The 22,769-nt window shown below is 72.3% G+C and carries 1 protein-coding gene (cut by both window edges); it reads right to left on the bottom strand.

All 22,769 nt of this window come from inside a single coding sequence — locus tag G406_RS46865, MFS transporter (protein ID WP_037076671.1), on the bottom strand. Of the gene's 63,510 coding nucleotides, 21,795 precede the window and 18,946 follow it; the stretch shown corresponds to coding positions 21,796-44,564, spanning codon 7,266 (complete) through codon 14,855 (partial); the first complete codon in reading order (the gene reads right to left) occupies positions 22,767 to 22,769. Both the start codon and the stop codon lie outside the window.

The following is a 22,769-nucleotide window of genomic DNA, read 5'->3' as shown; positions in this document are numbered from 1 at the left end:
GCGCGCCAGACGGTGATCGCGGACCGGACGCTCTTGGCCGAGTTCACCTGCTCGGCGCGCGCCTTGTCCAGCGCGGAGCGCACCAGCGCGAGCTGGCCCTCGAACGAGGTGAACCGCTTGAACCACACCTCCCGGTCCAGCCCGATGGCGGCCGGGACGTCGTAGACGATGCGGCGGTCCATGCTGATCGACTCCACCAACGCCAGCGGCAGCCTCAAGGAGTCGGCGATCCGCTGCGTCGCGTCGACGGGCAACGGGATCCGCTCGCCGTACGGCGTGTGGATCGGGGTGTTCAGCAGCCACACCACACCGGTCTCCACGAGCTTCCGGACCGCGATGCTCGCGTCCCGCTCCGCGTCGCGCTGCTGCGCCAGCCGCACCCGGGCAGCCTCGACGGCATTGCCGTTGATCCGGCTGACCAGCTTCTGCAGGACGGCCTCGGAGACGGACGCTCCCGACTCCAGCCAGTTGACGACCGGCGGGTTGCCCGTCGAGGCGATCAGCAGTTGCCTGGTCGGCCCGGTCAGCAGGGCGACCACCCCGACCGGCCTGCGTAGCTGCCGCGCGATCCGGCGGTCCGACACGCCGAGCCGAACCAGGTCCAGCACCACGTCGTCGAGCAGTTCGTCCACCACCCGGTGCGCCTGGTTCCTGGCCACGGTCGCCTCGAACACCTCGGCGGAGTCGGCAGGCTGATCGGCGAGCAGTTTCCGCAGCTTCGACTCGGCAGCCACCAGCGTGTCCAGCGCCTTGCGGGCCACCGGACGGGCGGCCTCGGCGGCGGCGACCACGTCCGGCCCCGGGGTGCTGCTCGGCCGGGAACGCAACGACGGGTCGACGGCCACCAGCTCGTCGAGCGCCGGTGAGCCGTCACGGGCCCCGAGCCTGCTCACGATCCGACCGATCGCGACCCAGCCGTACCTGGCCACCGAGCGGCGCTGCTCCCGGTCGACCCAGCTGGTCAGCGCGCGCACCGACCACAGCGCCGTGCTCCACACGGCGAGCACGGCCACCGCCCCGACCAGCCAGAAGCCCCACGGGTGGGTGGCCGCCTGGGTGTGCACTGAGGCAGACACCGAAGACGACACGGCGGCCGCGGTGTTCGCCAGCGGCCCGAGCGACAGCACCGCGGCGGCGGAGACGATGCCCACCGTCCTTAGGCCCGCCGCCCGTGCCACTGTGGTGCCGATCCTGCGCTGTCCCGCTGTCGGGCCACGCTTCGGTGCCACGTCCAGCGTGTGGTGTGCCGAGGGAGCCGCCCCGGTGAGGTCGCCGAGGGTCGCCGAGGCGACGGCGGACCCGAGCCCGGTCGCGGCCGGTGTCGCGGCCACCGCACCACCAGCGGTGCGGGAACCGGCGTCGCTGCGGTGTCCTGCCGGGTCGTCCGACGCGGTGGGTGCCTTCGCGGTGCGACCGCGCTGAGCGCTGGACGAGGCTCTGGGGGAGCGGCCGTGCCCGCTCGACCTCGGGACGCGCCGCGCGGCGGCGAGCTTGCTGGCTGCTCGCTCGACCCGCCGGTTGGCGCTGGTGAGCGCCGTGTGGTAGGTCACCGTCGAGGTGGTCCGGTTCTGCTTCAGCAGTGCGTGGCGGTGCAGCGCCGCCGCGTGCAGCTGCTGCTCGGTGCCGACCGGCGCCCAGCCCGACGAGTGCCGCAGCCAGGCCTCACCGTCCTCCGCCTCGTCCAGCACGGCGATCTGCTGGCGCGCCAGCCACTGGTCGAGCAGCATCGCGGCAGGCTCCTCGACGGTGAACGCGGTCGACGGCGCGAACGTCCCCCAGGCGATGTTCGTGCGCTGATCAGGGTAGGCGGTGGTGGGCGAATCGACGGCGGCCGAGATCACCTGGCGCAGCACCGACATCTCCGCCTGTCGTTCCAGCAGCAGCCACGCGGCCCTGGCCGGGCTGTCGTCGGGCAGGGCGCGCAGCCGGTCGATCCGGCGCTCCAGCGCGTCGAGGTCGCTCCATTCGGCGAGCGTGCCCGCGAACCGGGCGGTGTCGACCAGCAGATCGTGGTTCACCTGGGCGTACTCGACCTCGGCGCTCGGCTCGATGAGCTGGGTGGACAGCCGCGTGACGAGCTCGAAGACCTGCCGCCGGGCTCGGGTGTCGGCGACCTTCGGGTTGTCGAGCACGGCGTGCAGCGCGGTGTTGAACGCCGCCCGCCTGATGAACAGCGTCCTCGGTCGGAACTCGTCGGCGGTGCTGAACGCCAGGTTGCGGGCCTTGCGCAGGCCGGTCCAGTTCGTCAGCAGGTCCCGCCACAACCGCTGCGCCGGGTCGACAGACAGTTCGGGCTCGCTCGCCAGCAGCGCGAGCAGCTGCCTGCCGAGCATCGCCTCGGTGCTCGACGGAGCCAGCCGCGAGACGCGCTCGTGAGCACCTTGCGTCGTAACGAGCCTGCCGTGAGCTTCGGCCAACGCGCCGAACCCGGCGGAGCCGTTGGCGAGGCCCAGCAGCTCCCGCACCACCTCACCCAGCGCCGCCGCGGCCGGAGCCCAGGAGAGCGGATCGGAGGAGACCGGGTCGTCGGCGGAACGCCCGGTGACGATCAGCCTGACCACACCGGGGTCCTGCCGCCAGCGCGGATGCAGGTCGCTGAGCGTCTCCGCGTTCGTCGCCAGCGCGACCAGTAGCGGAAGGTGCGGCTCGGCGGCCAGGTTGGCGCGCAGCGCGTCGAGCACCAACTCGCGGGCGTCACGCAGCGGCTCGACCACTGTGCGTTCGACGTCGAGCGCCTGCTGGGCCAGCGACCGGCGGGCCTCGACGAGTTCGTCCGAAGCACCGGCGACGGCGTCGATCGCGTCGGCGGTCGCCCTGTCGTCCGCCAGAGCCCGGCTCACCGTGGCCACCAGCCCGCCCATCAGATCGCCGGGACGGTCCGGTATCCGCAGCCCGAACAGCTCCAGCGCGAGCGCGAACGGTTCGGACAGGAAGAGCGCGTCGTGCTGACCGGACCTGGTCCGGGGCAGCTCGACCAGGCTCATCCGGGCCACGATGTCGTTCGCCCACTGCTCCGAGCCGGTGAACGGGAGCAGCCGGTGGGCGATCGCCCGCCGAGGCAGCCACCTGATGACCCGGCCGCTGTCCGGCACCCGGACCCCGCCGCCGAGCGCGACGATCTGCTCGCCGTCGAGACCGCGTAGCGCGTCGTACAGCATGTCGCGCTCGGCCGGTTCGAGCTCTCGCCACGGTAGTGTGCCGAACCTGTTGCCGGTCGATGGCATGATCGGACCTTCCTCTGTTGCTGGTCTGGTTACCGGGGTGAACTCGGCCCGATGCGCGGCGGCGACCCGGTCCCGAGACGGGCCACGCCGCCGGATCGCGTAGCCCAGCGCGGCGATCCAGACACCGCCGAGCGCCACTACGGGCGCCAGGTTCGACCACCCGTGCGCGGCGGTACCCAGGCCGGCGGCGTGCGCGATTCCGGCGGCGGGGCCGAACGCGATGACCACGGCCAGCGCGGTCATCAGCGCGGCGCGGACCAGCCAGCGGATCGCGGCCCGACTGCCCCGGGCCGGATTCTTCGAGGTGTTCTCCGCATGATCATCGACAGCGTGATCGCCGACCGCGCGCGACAGCATCCGCAGCGCGACCAGCCCGGCCACGGCGGACGCGATGCCGCCGAGCCACAGCGGCGCGCGCCCGTCGTGCTCGCCGAGTACACCGAGCAGCGGCGCGATGATCGGGTTACCGCCCAGGTAGAGCACGGTGTGCAGGCCCATCACCGTGCCGAGCAACTCGGGTGTGGTCGTCTGCAGCACGTAGACCTTGGCGGTGACGGTGAACCGTTGGTTCAGCAGCCCGAGCGGCACCAGCACCAGCGCGGTGATGAACAGCGACGGCATCATCGCCGCGGCCACTTCGAGCAGGCCGAACACCAGCGCGGCACGCGCGATCGTCCTCGGCCCGAACAGGTCCGGTGAGGCACGGTTGCCGAGGCTGGCGACCAGCGCGCCGACCGCCAACGAGGTGGTCAGCACCCCGAGGCTCTGCGGCCCGCCGTGGAACACCTCACTGGCCAGCAGGGGGAGCGTCAACGAGAAGTTGATGCCCAGGGTGGAGACCACGAAGACCAGCCCGAGGACCGTGCGCAGCGACCGGTCTCCCCAGACGTAGCGCAGGGCCTGGCGCAGCTGGCCGCGTTTCTGGGCCGACTCCTGGACCGCCCCCTCATCGGGTTCCTGGATGGCCGGACGCTCCTCCCGGTGCAGCCGCGACGGATCGATGGCCCGCAACCCGAGGATCACCGCGACGTAGCTGGCCGCGTTGAGCAGGAACATCGTGCCGGTGTCGGTCAGGCCGATCAGCGCACCGGCCAGCGCGGGACCCACGATCCGGGCCGCGCTGGTGATCATCGAGTTGAGCTGCTGCGCGTTGGCCCGCTGTTCCTCGCGGACCAGCTGGGGCACGAACGCCGACTGGATCGGCTGCAGCAGCGCGTTGGTCGCGCCGGTGAGTAGCGCCAGCGCGAAGATGTGCCAGAGCTGCACGGCGCCGGTGACGTCGAGCAGACCCAGCGTCAGGGTGAGCACACCGGTCGCGGTGTTGATCCCGATGAGCAGCCACCGCTTGTCGAGCCGGTCGGCGAGCACCCCGCCGATCAGCGGCAGGATCAGCATCGGCGCGTACTGCAGCGCGGTGACGATGCCCAGCGCGGCGGCATCGGAGTGGGTGAGGGTCAGCACCAGCCAGTCCTGCGCGGTGACCTGCATCCAGTTGCCGAGCACCGACACGGTCAGCCCACCGGCGAACCGGCGGTGGTTGACCTCGCGCAGCGACTCGAACACACCCAGGTTCGACCGGCGGTGCTCGCCGCGCTGCCGGCCGGGCAGCCAGGAATCGACGGTGCGTGGACCGGCATGTGCGGCGACGGTGTGGCGGGTGGCCTTGTGCCGCGCGGGCGGGGCGTTGGCCTGACGCGGGGACCACCGGCGGGTCGACGTCTCGGCCCCGGTGTGCGTGGCCCGGCGCCCGGCGGAACGGTGGCGCGTGAGCTGGCGGGCCAGGCCCCCCAGCAGCCCGAGCCCACCGGCCAGCACGAGCGTCTCGCCCACTCCCGACACCACCCCGGTGAGCGCCGCCGCCACCAGCCCGCCCGTCGCGGCGACCGCGACCACGGTGACGACCGAAGAGTGGCCGTGTTCATCTCGCCGGTCGGCCCGGTCCTGCGCGGCGAGCCACTGCCTGACCAGCTCAGCGGTGCGACGCGCATCCCCTCTGGACTTGACCGACCCCAGGTGCCGGTGCACCTCGGCCCGCCATTCGGGCCGCAACCAGCCCTTGACCACGTACTGGTCGTGCACCGACGAGGGCGACCTGAGGATCGGCAGGATCCGCGCGGCGAGCTCGACATCCTGTGCGCTGGGGAACGCCGCCCGCAGCGTGATCAGCACACGGACGACCATCCGGCCGAGGACCACCCCGCCGGTGGCCGCGAGGAACACCGTCGCCATCCAGCGCAGCGCGATGTGCGACACCCCGGCGACTCCGGCGACGCTGAGCACCAGCGCACCGATGCCGGGGATCGCCGTCGCGCCGAGCAGCAGACCGAACCTGGTGTGACCGCGATCGTCGAAGCGGCCGGGGGCGGGCCGGGTGCGCTCCGTCCTCGGCGCGCTGTTCACTGTCCTGAGCGCCGGATGTTCCTTGGCGACGGCGGTGACCAGCGCGCGGGGCAGCGACGTCTCGGCGACCATCGTCGCTGCCGAGGCGAGACCGCCGTGCTTCGCCAGCCGCCGTGCCAGCAGCGTCCCGACCTGCGTCCGCACGGTGGGGTGCTGTGCCAGCACCCGGATCTGGGCGGCGAACTCCCGCGCCGTGGTGAACCGCAGCCGGCGCAGCGCCCGGTCGTCGTCGTGACCGCGAAGCTCGGTGGCCCGGGTCTTGACCAGCATGAGCAGTTCCTCGACGCGGCGGTAGCGCTCGCGCAGTTCGTCGGTGAGCCCGGTGCCCTCGTTCAGGTCGAGCGGGCGGGCGAGCAGCCGGATGGCCTCCTCCAGCGCGGCCCCGATCACCGCCCTGCGGTGGGCGTCGGACACCGCGGTGTAGGAGTCCAACGATCTGGTGAGCAGCATGGTGGCCCGCGCGGCGATCAGCCCACCCGCGACCAGCCCCGCCGCCTGCCAGACACCGGGGCCGATGATGCCGGTCGCGGCGGCCGCGACCAGCGTGCTGGTGACGAGCCCGACGCCCGCGACCAGGCCCACCGAGATCGAACCGGATTCCGAACGTGGCCCGGTGGTCGGCTGGGAGTCCAGCAGCTCGATCGCCTGGCGCAGGAAGACCAGGATCAGGGCCGGGGCGATCAGATGGTTCGTCCGGTCCTCGACGGTCGCCATGTGGGCGATGCCCGCGATCCGGCCGTCCTGGTCGATCGCCGGGCCGCCGGACGTCCCCTGACCGAGCAGCGCCCGGACCTGGATCTTGCCGCCTGCGCTGACCCGCACCCTCGCCTGGGTGGCCAGCCGATGTCCGCTGGGGTGTCCTTCGAGCAGCACCAGCTCACCCTGCTCGACCGGGGTGTCCCGGACCGTCAGCGCGGGCAGGTCCAGACCGTCGACCTCGACCAAGGCGAGGTCCAGGGTGGCGAGCGCGGCGTCGGAGCGGGCGTTGGTGATCTGGTGAATGGTGGCGGCCAGTTCGGTGAGGTAGCCGTACCGGTCGAGCGTGACGGTGACCCACCGACGGGACCGCCGTCCCTCGACGAGCACCCCGTCATCGGCGGCGCCGGTGACGGCGTGCAGCACGGTCAGCACCAGCGCCGGTCGGTTGCGGGTCGCCCGGCGGACCACCACGCCGCTGCCGAACCGGCCGTCGAGGTCCGCGACCTGGACGTGGACCACCGAAGCGGTGGGGCGCGCCGCCGAGAACCCGGGCCCGAGCGGCGCGTCCGGGGCCACCGCCCCGGCACCGAGCAGCAACTGGGTCCCGTCGTCGAGCCGCCAGGTGAGCAGTTCGAGCACGGTGCTCGTCCGGGTCCGCTCGGCGTCCAGATAGCCGATCGGTTCGCCCATCTCGACCCGGTGCATCAGCAGGTTCCCGGCGTGGGCCGTCGGTTCGTGCCCAGCGCCGCGCCAGCCTTCGGCGATCATCCGCCACACGGCGGCGGACCTGGCGACCGCATCGAAGGACAGCGACGGGTCGATCATCCATTCCGCCGCGTACCGCTCGAACAGGCTCACCAGGTAGGGGAGCGGTGCCTCACCGGTCGTCTTGCTGTCGGCACGCAGCTGACGGCCGTCCAGCCGCAGCTCGCCCGCCGGTCCGCTGAGCACCAGCGCCGGTCGACCGTTGCGCGGGGTGAACCGGAAGCCAGCTTCCACGGCCGCCTCCGGCGCGAGCCACACCGTGTCGCCGTCGGCGATCAGCAGCAGCTCCGGTGCCGTGGCGACGGCTCGGCGCACGTCGGTCTCGGTGATCCCGAGCGAGTGGGCGATGTCGCTGACCTGGCGCTCGTGCACCCCGTGCACGGTGAGGTTGGTGCGGATCTCCGGGCCTCGTCGCCGGTCGAGGATCCGATGGGGCAGCCAGGACCTGAGCGTGTGCGCGTCACCCGGCTCGACCGAGGTGAGCGAGGACAGCACCCGGTCCGCTTCGGCCGACCGTTCCCGCGCTTGCGCCAGCGCGCGTTCGGCAGAGGCCAGCTGCGCGTGGTATGCCGCGAGCCGCTCCTGGGTGCGTGCGTGGTCGGTGAGCCGTAGCTGCTCGACCAGGTGCGCCAGCAGCTCGTGCCGGGCCCGCGCGGCGACCGCGAGCCCCAGGTGCAGATCGTGCCCGGCCAGGACATCGGTGCTGGACCGGCCTGCCACGGCCGCCTCGAGCAACGCGAGCTCGTGCTCCAGCTCGGCCAGCACGATCCGCTGGTAGATGAGCTGACCGGTGTCATCGGCCGCGACGGTGGACAGCTCGTTCCGCGCGGAGACGACCGCGTCGAGCACGTTGTCGCGGCGGGCGGCCAACGCCGAATCCTCGGTCGCCTCGGCGCTGCCCAGGGTGCGCACCGCCCGGTGCAGCCACCCGAACCGCCGCGCCGTGCCGGTGTCCGTGTCGCTGTCGAGATCGCCGTCGGTGTCGTGTTCTCGGTAGGCCAGTTCGTCGCGCAGCATGACGAGCAGTCGCTGGGCCTGCGTCCACGGCCGCTGGTAGACCTCGGCCAGCTCGCGTTCCCGGCGAGGCGTGATCAGCTGGTCGGCCAGCGTCCGCGCGAAGTCGAGCATGACCTGCTCGGTCTCGGTGAACGGCCGCGCCGCGGCCCTCGGCCCGTCGAGCACGGCGGTCAGCGCCGCGTCGAACGCCGCGCGCCGCTTCCGGATTTCGTGGGCGGCGAGGCCGCGCCGCTCGGTGTGCAGCACGGCCCGGTAGTCGACCAGGCTTCGGTGCGCGTCGAGCAGCGCGTGCACCTCGGCGCGCCGCGCCGGGCCGAGGTCGGCCGCCAGCGCCTCGATCACGCTGAGCCGCGGCTGTTCGCCCTGGTACGGGTCGGATCGGAGGGTGGCGTCCCGGTCGGTCAGTGCCTCGATCAACCGTGCGTGTGCGACCCGCAGCGCGGGGTTGAGCTCCCCAGCGTCGGCGGCCAACAGCGCGGCGATCGTCGCACCCAGCTCGGCCGCTGCCAGGTACCTCGGGTCGTCGTGGTGCGGGCCCGACGGGTCGGCCAACCGGATGATGACGGCGAGAGTCAACAACCAGCCGTCGTCCTTGGCGGCCAGACGATCGAACTCGGCCTGGTAATCGACCATGTCGAGCTCGTCGAGCTTCGCGATCAGCTCCTCGATGCGGTGCCACCGGGCCCGCTGTTCCTCGGCGACGATCTCGGCGTGCTGCGCCGCCGCGCGGACCGGCTCCAGAGACTGCCCGGTCGCGGCCTCGGCCAGCGCGCGTTCCCGGACGGCCACCTGCCGGTGCGCCGCCGCCAACTCGTCCAACGCCTCAGCCAGCGGCCCGTGTGCCGCGCGGGCGTCGTGCAGCCGTCGCGCCAGCAGGTGCTCGCGCGCCGACCGCCCGGCCGAGGCGGGCTCGTCCGCCGGGTAGCTGCGGGCGTGTTCGAGCACGTCGTCGAGCAGCCCGAACAGTGACAGTTCCCGCTCGGTGGTGTCGACGAGCAGCTCCCGCCGGTGACCGGCGTCGTCCCGCCAGGCCAGCGCGGTCAACGACGCGAGAACCCTGGCGGCGTCCCGGTCACCGAGCAGCAGGGTCAGCCGCTCGCGCAACACCTGGTCTGGCAGCAGCACCGTGGTGCGCGTCCCGTCCTCGCGGACCTGGCCGCCCAAAGCGCCCACCAGCTCGTCGGGCAGGCCCCGCACGGCGCGCAACACCGCCCGCCGGTCCTGCTCGCTGAGCACCCGGCGGGCCGGTGACCCGGTGAGCAACCCTCGGGTGAGCATCCCGGCGGTGGTGAGCGCCGCCGTGCCGCCACCGACGACCAGCGCGACGAACGGTGTGGTCACGATGCTGAGTGCGACCAGCCCGACCACCGCGGCACCGACGCCGGCCAGGACGCCGAGCTGGGCGTGACCGGACTCGCCACGCCCGCCCCGGTCCGTCGTCTTCGGTGCCGCTACCGGGACATCCACCGAGACATCCACCGCCGTGAGGTCGTCGAAGGTTCGCACGGTCCGCAGCGGAGACAGCACCAGCACCAGCGACGCCGCCCAGCTCAGCGCGAGCAGACCGGCCGAGGTGGGCCGCATGCCCAGCACGGTGGCCACCGCGCCGCCGCCGAGCGCACCGAACGGGACGCCCAGATTGCTGATGAACATCTGGGCCGCGAACACGGCGGGCATCGAACCGCGCTCGACGGTGCTCTGGACGTAGACCACGGTGACCGGGATCCGGAGCCGGGTCACCACCGAGATGGCGGTCAACGTCACCCCGGCCAGGACGAAACCGGCCACGCCGGCCGGGGCGAACGGATAGGCCAGCAGCAGCGGCCCGGCCAGCACCGGCGTCAACCACAGCACTCGCCCGGCCGAGGAGTCCGGCCTGCTCAGCATCGACGTCGCACGCAGCGCGCTGAGGAACCCGCTGAGCACCGTGGCCGCGCTGATCGCGCCGATCACCCAGGCCGGGGCGTGCAGCACCCGCACCAGATACACCACCTGGGTGGCGAAGATCGCGGCGAACAGCGTCCTGGTCAGCCCGTCGTACAAGGCGAGCGGACGCAGGACCCGGTGGCCGCCGATCACCTTCAGCCCGTCGAACACCGAGGAGGTCTGCTTCTTCGGCTGGGCCGACCCGGAACCCGCGGCCTGGGGCCCTTGCGTCGGCTCCTGGGTCCGGAGCCGGGTGAGGAAACCGGCCGCCGCCAGGTCGGACAGCGCGTCCAGCACCATGCTGAACGGGCCGCCCACCAGCCCGACCAGCGCGGCGCCGAAGCCGGCCCCCGCGCTCTGCGCCCCCACCGAACCCGATTCCAGCCGGGCGCTGCGCTGGGCCACCTCGTTCTTGGGCGATACCTCGGGCAGGTAGCTCTTGGCGGCGATGGTGTGCACCAGGAACAGCCCGCCGAGCATGCCCGCCACCACATACAGCTGGCCCAGGGTGAGCAGTCCGGCGGCCCAGGCGATCGGGATTGACAGGATCAGCACCGGCCGCGCCAGGTGGATTCCGATCATCAACCGGCGTTTGTCGGTCTTCGCCACCCACCGGCCCGCGTGCAGGCTGATCAGCAGGCTCACCCCGTACTGCAGGGAGTTCAGCAGCGAGGTCTGCAACGTCGAGGCGTGCAGGCTTTCGGTGGCGATGATCGGCAACGCCACCGACGTCACGGCGGTCCCGCCGTCGTTGATCACCCTGGCCGCCCAGAGCAGCCGGAAGTCCCGACCGAGGTCGCGCCACGTCGTGCGGGGCCGCTCGGCCTGCTCGCCGGCCTGCTCGCCGGGCTTGCGGTTGCGCCAAGGCAGCCACAACAGCCCCATCATGGCGCCGCCCTGGGCGGCCTCGCCGTGTCCGGTGCGCAGCGCGACGGCCACCGAGGCGGTGATCAGGACAGCGACCACCGTGGTGACGACCCGGCGGGTCCGGGTCTCGGTGAGCAGCGTCCACGCCGCGCCGGACAGCTCGCGGGCGGTGTCGATCAGCAGCTGGGTCTTCGGCGGGGCACGCGCCCTCGGCCGGTCGGCCGCGCCGTGCGCGGCCGGGCCGCCGCCGTGCCGGTGCAGGCGCGGCGCCAATACCACCGCGGCGGTGACCGCAGCGGCGACCGTGGCGACGGTCGGGTTCGTGCCGTAGGCGAGCGCGCCCAGCATCCCGAACGCCACACTGACCGCAAGCGAGGTCACCGACGTGCTGTGGCCGTGTTCGCCCCGGTGACCACGCCCGGTGTCGCGCAGCTGCGCCAGCCGGTGGGTCAGCACGGTCAACGCCGGGACCAGATGCGACGGGGTGTCGTGCTCGACGCTCAGCTCAGCGGCCAGGTAGTCGAGCAACCCGGCGGGCATCGAGCCGTCCCGCCAGCCCGTCAGCGCCTGCCCCAGCGTGACCGCCCGGTCGGCGGGCAGCACGCTCAGCAGGCTGGTCACCGCGCCGTCCAGCGCACGGAGCTGATCGTCGAAGCCCGCCGTCGGCGCGCCTGCCTTCGCCGCGAGCAGCTGATGGAGCGTGGCGAACCGCGCCGGACCGACGGCGAGGTGCAACCGCCAGCCGGTGGGCCGCGCCATGGCGAACGCGACGACGTCGAGCCCGTCGAGCAGCGCCCGCGCCTCGACGGCGGTCAGCGAGTCGTCTCTGGACCACGCGGCGCTCCAGCGCAGGACCAGTGCCTCGGCGGCCGAGGGCGGGTTACCGGAGTAGCGGTCGCCGCCTCGCGCGGACCACCGGTGCGCCAGCGCGATCAGATTTGTGGGGGCGGCGCCCTCCACGGTCAATCGGGCGGCGGCGCGGTCGAGCAGCTGCTCGACCAGCCTCAGGTCGGTGTCGGTCGCGGTGAGGTGACGTTCGATGAGCGTCGACAGTGCGGCGCTGCTGTGTCCCCCGGCGGTCTCGATCAGCCCGTTCACCGACCGGAACCCGGGATGCGCCGTGGCGATGGCCACGACCAGGTCGACCGGCAGGGACAGCTCGGCGGCCAGTGCGTCCGCCGCCGCGATGCCGTCGGCGCGGTCGAGCAGGGCACTCAGCAGGCCGCCGACCTCCCGCAGCACGCGACGATCAGAGACCATCGTGTCGAGCAGCAGCCGAACCCGCCGCACCGACGCACGCAGCCCCTCGTCGACCGGTGTCGCCCGATCGGTCAGCCGCCGCAGGCGGGCTTCGGCCAGCAGCACCTGCTCCTGGATCGGGCCGTACTTCGCGCGCAGCGCGTCGAGGCCGCCGACGGTGGTCGCCATCACGGTGAACTCGTCGTGCAGATCGTTGGCTCTGGCCTGCGCTCGCCACACGCTTTCCCCGGTCAGCGTATCCACCAGGCGGGCCACCGGCCCCCGCAGCGCGACCGCGACCAGCAGCGCGGGCGCCACCCACTGCGTCATCGCGTGCACCACACCGGCGGGCGGTACCGGCAGGAACAGGTGACCGGCGGCGAGCAGCAGCACACCCGCCGACCCGGTCACGCCGAGCAGGACACCGATCCGGGCGGACCCGGCGTCATCGCGCCGGTCGGGCCGGCCGGAGCCGGCGGGGCGCTGGTCGTAGTCGGCGAGCAGCGCGTCCAGCTCGGCAGGTGAGATGCCCAGCTCGGCGGCCAGCTCGACGCGCCGCTCGGTGAGCAGCCGGTCCCGGTCCGCGAGCGCGGTCTCCCACGCCTCGGTGACCGCGTCGAGGAAGCGGGCCGGATCCCCGTCGGCGGCGTCCTCGACCTCGAACAGGGTCTCGGCCAGGTGCGACAGCGTCGCGCGCTCCAGCAGAACCCTGGCGAACCGTCCCGGAGGCAGCGCCAGGTCGGTGCTGTTCGCGTCGAGCGCCGCGCGGATCCGGTCGGTCCGGTCGGTGAACTCGTCCTCGTCGAGGCGTGCGGTGAGCTCGGCCCGGACCTCGGCGAGCAGGTCGGCGGCGGCGACGTGGTGCAGCAGCTGACGCAGCGTGGAGCGGTGCACGCCGTCGTCGAGCTGCTGCCCGTCCTCCGCCGCGCGCGACAGCGTGACCAACTGCTCGGCCGCCGCGATCACCGCTCTGTGCGACTCGAACAGCTCACGCTCCTCGGTCGAGGTGAGCATGCGTCGCTCGTCGGCGGCGGCCAGGATCGGCGCCCACGGACCGTCGGTCGCGGTGGAACCCGCGATCGCGGCGGCCAGCGCCGCGTCGAAGGCCACGCGCGCGAGGACGATCTCGTTGGTCTCGTGCCCCCGAGGCCGGTCGCGCAGCACGAGCAGGTCGTGGTGCCTGGCCAGCACCGAGGACCACAGCGACCGGCCGGGGGTGGACTCGGCGGTGGTGTCGAGGACGGTCCTGATCGCGCTGAGCAGAACGCTCTCGTCCCGCGTCGAGTCGAGCGAGTGCAGGTAGTCGTGTTTCTGCATCGCGAGGTCCAGCGCCCGCAACAGGCCGTCCAGCTCGACGCTCATCGAGCCGTGCTGCCCGGAACCGGGGCGCAGCGCGTCCAGCGCGGCGGCGAACGCGGCGGGCTCGACAGGGGAGTCCCGCTCCACCCGGGCACCGGGCGCGGCGATCCGTCGTAGGAGGTCGATGTCGTGGGTCCACCACGAGGTGTGTGCCGCCAGCCGGTTGCGGGCGTCGATCGCGGTGTTCCACAGCCGTAGGTCGGCGCCGTAGCGGGCGCGCAGCTCGGCGGCCAGACGCACCTGCTCGGCCGTCCTGGCCAGCGCCACCACCGCGGCGAGCGTGTCCTCGTCGGTCCACGGCGTCCCGGTGGCCCACACCTGGAACGTGGTGAGGTCGATGTCCAGCCCAGCCCACGCGACCGCCACGTACACCAGCGACACCGGGGTGTCGGTCAGCTGCGACAGCTGCTCGAAGGTGATCGGGCCCTCGGCGTCGTCCAGTGCGGAGTTCACCCGGTGGGTCGCCTCGATGAGCAGCTCCGGCAGCCCCCCGGCCCCGGTGTACAGCGCGTCGATGCGCAACCGCAGCGTGCGCAGCCGCTCGCGCACCGCGCGGTCACCCCGCACCCGCGAGATCGCCACCTCGTCGAGGGTGAGAGCCACGGTGGAGGCCAGCTCGGTCAGCGCGGTCAGGGTGAACAGCGCGTCGTTGAGCACACTCGCGGTGACCGTGTTCTTGTCCCCGCCGTTCTTGTCCCCGCCGTTCTTGTCTTCGCCCTTGCCGTCAAGCAGCGCGAACGCCCGCTCGGCCTGGACGAGGAGTGCTTCGGCGCGGTGCAGCGCGGCGGCGGCCTCCGCGCGTCGCTGCGCGTCGAACCATTCCTTGACCAAGCCCTCAGCCGTGGCGATGCGCTCGTCGCCCAGGTCGTTACCGGCCAACCGGAAACGCCATTCGTAGTCCGAGGCCCTGAGCCACCAGGTGTTCGACAGCCTGCCCTCGCGCTGATGTTCGATGACCCGGTTGACGACCCACCGGGGGGCGACCATGACATTGCGTTCCGCCCAGCCGAACAGCAGCAGCGGCGCATCGCGGTCGTTGACCCAGCCCAGCCCCCGAGTGCGCAGGCGCTCGTCGGCGTCATCGGTGTGCCACACCTCGACCTCGACCCGCGCATGCCTGACGGTGGGCAGCTCGTCGCCGTGCGGGACGACCAGACGGCCTTCGCTCCGCTCGCGGCGCAGCCCGGCCGTGAGCTGCTCGACGCGCCGGTCGGACTCGGTCGTCTGCTCGCCCGCGAACAACATGCCGCTGGCCGGGGTCGCGCGCAGCGCCGCGATCCGGTGGCTCAGCGCGGTCAGCAGCCCGACGAGGTGAGCCGGGGTGTCCCGCTCGACGGCGATGGCGCCAGCCAGGTAGGTGAGCAGCCCGTCCGAGGGCCGTTCGGCATCGACCCAGAGCGTCAGCACCCGGTGCACGTCGGCCGCCTGATGGGCGGGGAGGTGGTCGAGCAGCCCGGTGAACGCCGCGTGCAATGCCCGCAGCTGGTTCTCGATGCTCGCCGACGGCACACCGGCCCGGTTTGCCAGCAGCCGGTGGACCTCGACGAACTGTGCCGGGTCGACGGTGAGATCGGTGCGCAGCCGGTGGTCGACGACCGGTGCCCGCGCCAGTCCCACCGCGACGTCGTAGAGCCCGTCGAGCAGCTCCCAGGCCCGCGCGGGAGCCAGCGCGTCGATGTCCGCCGAGGTCGCGGCGCGCCAGGCGGTGGCGCGATCCAGGCGGATCGGGTGGATGGCGAGCAACCGCCAGCCCCCGGCGATCCGCTCGACCTCCACCAGCACCCGGTCGGACCTGATGTCCTCGGCCGGGATGTTGCTGGGCAGCTGGATGGCGACCTCGACGGACAGCGTCGTGCCGAGTGTCGTGCTCGACGTCGCGGCGTTCGAGGAAGCGGGCGCCGACCAGAGCCTCTGGATCTCATCGAGCAACGTCGTCCAGTAGCCCTGACGCAGCACGGTCGGCAGCCCCGGCAGCAACCAGTACCCGCTCTGTTCGGTGATGTCGTCCCGGGCCCGGTCCGGGACGACCAGTGTCTCCGCACTGCCCGTGGTGACCGTGCTGATCTTTCCGTTCTTCGACCGCAACCCCGGGTGCCGCTCGGCGACCGACTCGACCAGCCACAGTGGCAGGAACAGGTCAGCAGCAAGCGTGGCCACCGGGACGGCGTAGCCGCGCCTGCCCAGCAGGTTGATCAGCCGTGATCCGACCGAGGCCACGGCCGGTTCCGTCAACAGCGCGTCCAGCTGCGCGTCGAGCTGGGCGGCCACCCGCCGCGCTGCCGACCGTAGCTGCGCGTCGCCCGGCGCCGCGCGTCGCTTCAGCTGGCGCAACCCGTCCTCGAGGTAGGACAACAGGCCGAGGAGCATCGTGTAGTGCAGCTGCACCGGTGCGGTGATCCCGACGGTGGTGCCCTGCTCGGGGCGTGCCGCCAGCAGCCGTTCGATCTCCCGCAGCGTGATCGACACCTGGTCGCGGGTCTCCACGTCGAGCCACTGCCGGACGAGCGCCGAGGCGACCGCCACGTCCGGTGCATCCAGGTCCAGCTGCTCGCGTGCCTTGTCGAGCCATGCCGAGGGGAGCTTGCGCAGAAGCGGGTGGCCGTCGTCGGTCGTGAGCTCGTCGACGATCCCGGCCAGCCGCGCGGCCAGCTCGATGTCCTCGCGGCTCGGCGAGGCGCTGACGGCACCGGCACCCGACCGGGCCCGGTGGTTCGCCCTGATCAGCACGCCGACGACGACGAGCGCCGCGACGCCGAGCCGGAACGTCGAGGTGTCGATCTGGAACCAGAGGATCGACACCGCCCCGGTGACCGCGACCCCGGCCAGCAGACGGACCGAGCTGAAACCGGCTTCGTCGGAACCGGTCTCGCGGGGGCCGGCGTCGCTGGAACCGACGCCGGACCCGTCGTGGAAGACCAACCGGGCGCCGCTGATCGTGATGACGTCGCCGTCGCGCAGTGCCGAGGGCAAGCCGATCCGGCGGCCGGACAACTGTGTTCCGTGAACCGAACCGAGGTCGCGCAGGTACCAGCCGTCACCGTAGTTGAACAGGACCGCGTGCACGGGGGAGACCCGGCCGGTCCCGCCGATGACGACGTCGTTGTGCGGGTGGCCACCGATCAAGGCGGTGCGGCCGGTGATTCGCATGGTCGTCTGTTGGGCGCCGTCCCCGCTGGTCAGCGTGGCGGAGGGCGGCGTGCCAGTGCCGTGCGGACCAGCGTGCTTGGCGACGAGCTTTCCGTCGCCGGAGTGCACCAGCTCACCGGAGATCAACGCGGCCAGCAGCACCTGGCTCTCGCTGAGGGAGAACCGCGCGGCCAGCGCGCTGGTCTCGGCCCATCCCTGACCACGCACCTGGGCCACGATCGGTTGGGCGAGACGCAACAGCTCCGGGTGGTTCTCGTGCTCGGCGAAAACCTGAGCGAGCCGCGAAACGGTGTCATCCGCCGCGGTCCGGGTGACGGTGATGGCGGAGTCGGGTGTCTTCGGGGAGTACAGGTAGTCGTAGCCGGTGTGCAGCGGGTAGCTCACCGGGGCGTTCGCCGGCGAGTCGAAACCGGTGCTCGGGCGCCACTGTGCCAACAGCTCACCGAACTGGGCGACCAGCCGCCGCGCGGCGGTCCGCTGGGCCGGTGAGCCGGATCCGAGAAGCAGCGTGGCCCGCAGCATCCTCGCCACCAGGTGCTGGACCTCGAAGGCGTTGCGTTCGGATCGATGGATGCCGACCTGCTCGAAGTCGGCTTCGTGCACCCACTCGTGTAGCAGCAGGGTCGCGGTCTCGATGAGTTGTTCGGCGCGCACCGAAGGATCGTCGGAGAACCAGAACCGCTTCTCCGGGAAGTACAGCCCACCGTGCGTGCGTCCCCGGAATGCGTCCGGCAGGGTGGAATCTCCGCCGTTGGCCCGGTTGGCCTCGGCGAACTGTTCGGCGTCGAGCAGCCGAGTCCGAAGTCGATACGGCGTGCCGAGGTGCTCGTCGTGGCGGGTGGTGTGTCGGTGCAGCGCCCCAGCGACACCGCTGTGCCGCAGCAGGTCATAGACGGCCTGGACACCGTGGCGGATCTCGAGGGCCAGCGTGGCCCAGTTCTCGATGTCGAAGACCTCGAGGAGATCCGCCGGCAGAGCGTCCGTGTGGTCGGTGACGTTCGAACTCGGTGGGAGGACCGAGTCAGCCACTCGGTCGCGCCGCCGTGGGCGCAGGTCATCGTGGCGGATCGGGAGTCGGCGCAGCCACAGCGCCACCGGGGGAGCGAGCGCCGCGCCGAGGAGCGCCACATCGACCCACAGGTAGTCATGCCACGCGAGGCCCGGCAGCAGGGCGGGCTTGAGGATCACGAAGAGGGTGAAGAGATCCCGCATGGTGGATCGCCAGGTGATCCACCTGTCCGGGGACACCCGCAGCGAGACCTGGGTGAGCCGCCAGCTGATCGTCGACAGCAGAGCGGGTGCCCTCGACAGCCCCGCGCCGAGTGCATCGCGCAGCGCCCCCAGATCCGGCATCGTCGTCGACGTGGGTGCGACCCTGACCTGGACCCGGGTTCTGGTGAAGTCGGCCAGGCGCAGGCTCACCTGGTCGATCAGGGCCAGCACCGCGGCCTGGTCGAGCGCGCCGCCGCGCAGGGCCGCGAGGGTCGCCGTGTCGGTGTAGATGATGCCGTCGTCGTGCAGGTAGAACACGACGTCGCCGGGGCCACCCCTGGCGCGGATACGACGGTTGAACCCGTCGATCGCGCACAGCCCACGACACCCGCCCGCACCCAGCGACGGGTGCTCGGCCAACCCGGCGAGCCCGGCGACGGCAGCCAGATCGAGCAGGTCCGAGGTGGTGCCGAGGTGGATCACCCGGCCAAGCAGGTATCGATCCCGCTCGGCCGTCGCCGCCCCGGAGACCCGGATCAGCACGCCGGCGGGCCGGCGGGCGCTCGACATCAGGCCATCCGGGAATGACCCCCGCATCCAGCTGTTGGTGGCCCGGGTGATGGCAACGGCGACACCGATCCCGGCCGCCAGCGTGAGGGCGTTCGACGGCCAGCCATCCCGCCAGTGGGCCAACCAGACGTAGGCGGGTGACGGGGTGACCGATGCCAGCACCGCGAGCACCGTGGCGGCGCCGAGGAGACCGCGCGCGGCGGCCAGCGCGAGAGCCCAGCCGGTGCTGTTCCGGCCGAGGTGGATGAAGGGGCTGGCGAACAGCATCCCGGCCACGACCACCGAGGCCCCCACCCAGAGCGGCAGCTGCGCGGGTGAACTCTGACCGGTGGCGATACCGGCGGGCGCCGCGACGGCTGGCAGAGCGGACACCACGAGCAGCCCGCCGGCGGTCGCGGTGATCAGCACGACCCGCGTGAACGCCCGACGCAGTGTGCCACGCGGTCCGGGGGACGGACTGGTGCTCGTCGCCTCGGCGAAGGGGGTGACCTGTGTGCCCGACTGGTGGATGCCGGTCGGAGCGGCGGGCGGCGGTCCGCGCGGGCCACCGCCGTTGCCGAACCACGAGAGCAGACCCCGGACCGCCACGGCACCCACGACGAGCAGCACCGACCCGAGGACGGCGGTCCGGGGGGACAGCAACAACCCGGCACCGGCGACGCCACTACCCACCGCCCCGGCCGCGAGCATCAGCGCCGGTGTGGCGCTGCCTCGGTCGTTGCGCTGTGCCCACCAGTGCGAGGCCGCCGCCCTCCGGTCCCTCGTCGGCAGCTCCGGCTGGCCCCGCGCCAGGTTCGGAAGCTCCGTGCGGTCCAACGGGCGGGAGCCCGCTTCCAACCTGTCGATCTCAGGCTGCATCCGGACCTGCCCCTCGTGGCCGGACATGTTCGCCACGACTGTTCCACCGTCGGGCACCCCGGTGACGGTGGGTTCGACGAGCAGCGCACCCCGGTTCTGCAGCAGGTAGTCGACGCCGGCGTAGACGTCATCCTCGGACTGGGGGAGGTCCTCCTCGCCGTGGATCGCGTCGATTCCACGCAGCGCGGCCCAGAACCCCAGGTCGCCCTGGATCATGTTCGCGATGTCGGCCGGGAGTGTCTCGCCGAAATCGGCCAGGTCCTGGGTGCGCAGCGCGATGGCGTCGTCGAAGCTCATGACCACGGCATCGCGGTGCAGGTAGCCGGCGATCAGTTCACCCTCGGTGGGCCGGCCGGCCTCGTCCTCCTTGGTGAAGACGGCGAGTGCACGGTGCCGGTGCGTGGTCAGGTTCGTCCCCGAACCTTCGAGGACCTCAGCGAGACCGACGTAGACGACGTCGCCGGTGCGGAACTGCTCGGCGTGCGCCGCGGCGCCCGGACCGCGGAGTCCCCGGTAGACCGGGATGTGACCGGCCGCGATCAGCGCGGCGCGATCGGCGGGGTCGGCCGGTGCCGGACGAGCGTCGAAGCCCTGCTCCGCCCACACCTCCTGGATGGCCGCGCCCAGTCTGCCCAGGAGCGCGGCGAACCTCCGCAGCTCGGCGTCGGTCCAGTGGTCCAGAGCGGTCCTGCGTGCCCGGGGCGAGCCCGGCCCGGCCTCGGCGACCACGGTCGTCTCCTGCATTCGCCGGAAGTCCTCGAGCCACCGTTCGACGGCCTCGGTCAGCTCGACGATCAGCGGTGTCCTCGGCAAGTCGGTGAGCTGAGAGAGCATCGACGCCAGACCGTCGATTCCCGAACGGGGGTCCTGGTCGTACTCGTCGGCCAACCACTCAGCGCGAGCCCGTGGGTCGTCATCGGCGTCCTCGAACATCAGCTCGTAGCCCTCCACGGTCTGCTCGATGCGCCAGACCGTGTTGCGCTGCGCGAAGTCCAGACCCTCATAGGCGTTCAGCAGTCCGGTGACCTCCGCACGCAGGCCGCGTATCGCGGCGAACCGGGCGCTGGTGGCCAGGTGCCGATGCCGCAGCTCGTCCAGCTGGGCGCTCGGCCCGTCCACGTGCTGGAGGAAGACCGTGACCGAGTCGAGGTGCTTCTCGGCCTGGTTCAGTGCCGCGACGGCGGTTTCCAGCACGTCGCGGGGCGTGTCCTCGAACTCGGTGAGGTGAGGTTCGAAACTGCCGAGGATCATTTCGACCCAGCCCGTCTGACCCAGCATCAGGCCGGTGAACGTCGCGGTGGCGTCGCTGCCGAGCCACAGCTGTTCCGCGCTGGAACCCGGCTCTGTCAGCCACCGCGCCACGACCGGTTCCAGCTCGGCAAGCGCAGGGCGGGTGTCGCCTCGATCCAGGACGGAGGCGCTGAACCGCGTACCGGCCAGCACCCGCGCGGCCGACGGGTCGAGCAGGTAGACGACGGTGACCGACTCCAGACCGAACGTCGCCAGCAGCTGGTCAAGCGCGGTGTCGTACTGGTGCAGTTCGTAGGTCATGTTCGGGTCGGCCTGGAGCCACAGACCGTTCGGGCTGACCCTGCCCAGCGCCAGCTCGTTCCAATCGACCTCGGACCGTGGCGTGCCGGCGACCAGCTCAGACAGCGCGGCCAACGCCGGGGGAGCGAACGTGACCGGCCGCCCGTGCTGATCGAAAGCGATCGCCGCGACACGAGTAGGCGCGGTGGTCCGGCGTGGCGCGGCGGACCCGTTCGGCTCGGTGGGCAGATGGTCGTGGAAGTCCGGTAGCGGGTAGCTGATCGGGCTGTTCGCCGTCGAATCCGCGGAGGTGCTCGGGCGCCACTGCGCCGCCAGCCGGTCGAGGTCGGTGACCAGCCGCCGCGCGGCATCGCGGTGGGTGGGCGGGCCGCGACCGAGCAGCAGGCTCGCCAGCAGCATCCGCCGCACCAGGTCCGCGACCTCGAAGGCGTTGGCTTCGGTCTGGGTGCGGCTGATCTCCCGGACGCGCGTCGTATCGGACTGGTGCACCCATTCGTGCAGCAGCGTCGCGGCGGCGGAGATGAGCTGCTCGTTACGCACGCGCGGCGCGGTGGAGAAACGGAACTGGTCGGCCCGCAGGTGCAGCTCTCCGTCCTTGGTGGTGAAGGCGTTCGGCAGAGTACCTGTTCCGTAGGCGTCCGCGAACGCGGTCGGCGAGAGCAACCGCACCACGACGCGCCGCCGTTCGTCGCCGTGCAGGTGGAGCTGCTTGGCCATCGCGATGTTCCGCAGCAGCGCGTACACCTCAAGGAAGTTCCGGGTGACCGTGCCGTCCAGCTCGTCCCAGCCGGGGATGTCGAAGACGTGCCCAGGGTCGGCCGGGAGAGCGGACAGCCCGTCGACGACGCTCGACTCGCGCGGCGCGAGCACCGGCTCGTTGCCCCAGGTCGGCTGCATGTCCCGGCGCCGGATGGGCAGCGTGGACGGCCGTCGGGCGAACAGCGGACGCATCCAGCCGGGTCCCGCGCGCAGGCCGACGCCGACCGAGGCACTCAGCGGCCCCAGCCGCGGCATGGGCGTGCTGAACTCCGGGGGCGACGCGGTGGTGAAGGTGGCCAGCTTCGCGGCGGCCAGGTCGAGCAGCGCGCCGAACTCGGCGGGGTCGAGCGTGCCCGCCCGCAGCGCGGCGAGTGTCGCGGTGTCGGTGTAGGCCATCCCGTCGCTGTGCAGGTAGAACACCGCGTCGTCCGGTCCGCCGCGCATCCGGATGCCGCGGTGGAACCCGTCGATCGCGCACAACCCTCGGCAGCGGGTCTGTTCGAGGCCGCTGTGGTCGTCCAGCCCGGCGAGCTGGGCGAGGTCGGTGCGGGTCAACACGGCGGAGGTGGTGCCGCGACCGATCTCTCTGGCGAACAGATACCGGTCACGGTCGGTGGTGGGCGGACCGGAGATGCGGATCAGCTCTCCGCGCAGCGGCTGCGTCGTGGTCCGCAGACGGCTCGGGCGGTGCCCGAAGCGCTTGTCCTCGTCGGTCGCCACCCAGCGCGCCCCGAACACGGTGGCGCCGGCGAGCAGAGTCGACGCCATGGCCCACCGGATCGTGCTGCTGCCCGACGTCATCACGGTCAGAGCGGTGTACAGCGCGACGGCACCGGTGGTCGACACCGGGGCCCAGAACGACCGGACCGTTGCCCGCTCCCCGACGTACACGGCCTTCTTCATGAGCGCCAGCCACGCGGCCAGTGCTCCGACTCCCGCGACGACGGCGACGGCGATGCTTGGGCCGACGAGGGAGACGAGCAGCCCGCCCGCACCCAGCAGACCGGCCGCGCCGAGCACGACGCCGGGCGACGCACGGCCCGATTCGTCGTCTGATCCGCCGTCCGGTGAACCTCGGACGGTGGCGCGACCGAACAGTGTGTTCGCGCGCTTCGACAGCGGCGTCCAGAAGTAGAGGACGGTCGCGCTGGCGATCATGCCGACGCCGAAGATGAA

Source organism: Actinospineispora spinosispora DSM 44797 (assembly GCF_000429025.1).
GTDB classification, from domain to species: domain Bacteria; phylum Actinomycetota; class Actinomycetes; order Mycobacteriales; family Pseudonocardiaceae; genus Pseudonocardia; species Pseudonocardia spinosispora.
This window is presented reverse-complemented; position numbering and strand designations above follow the sequence as displayed.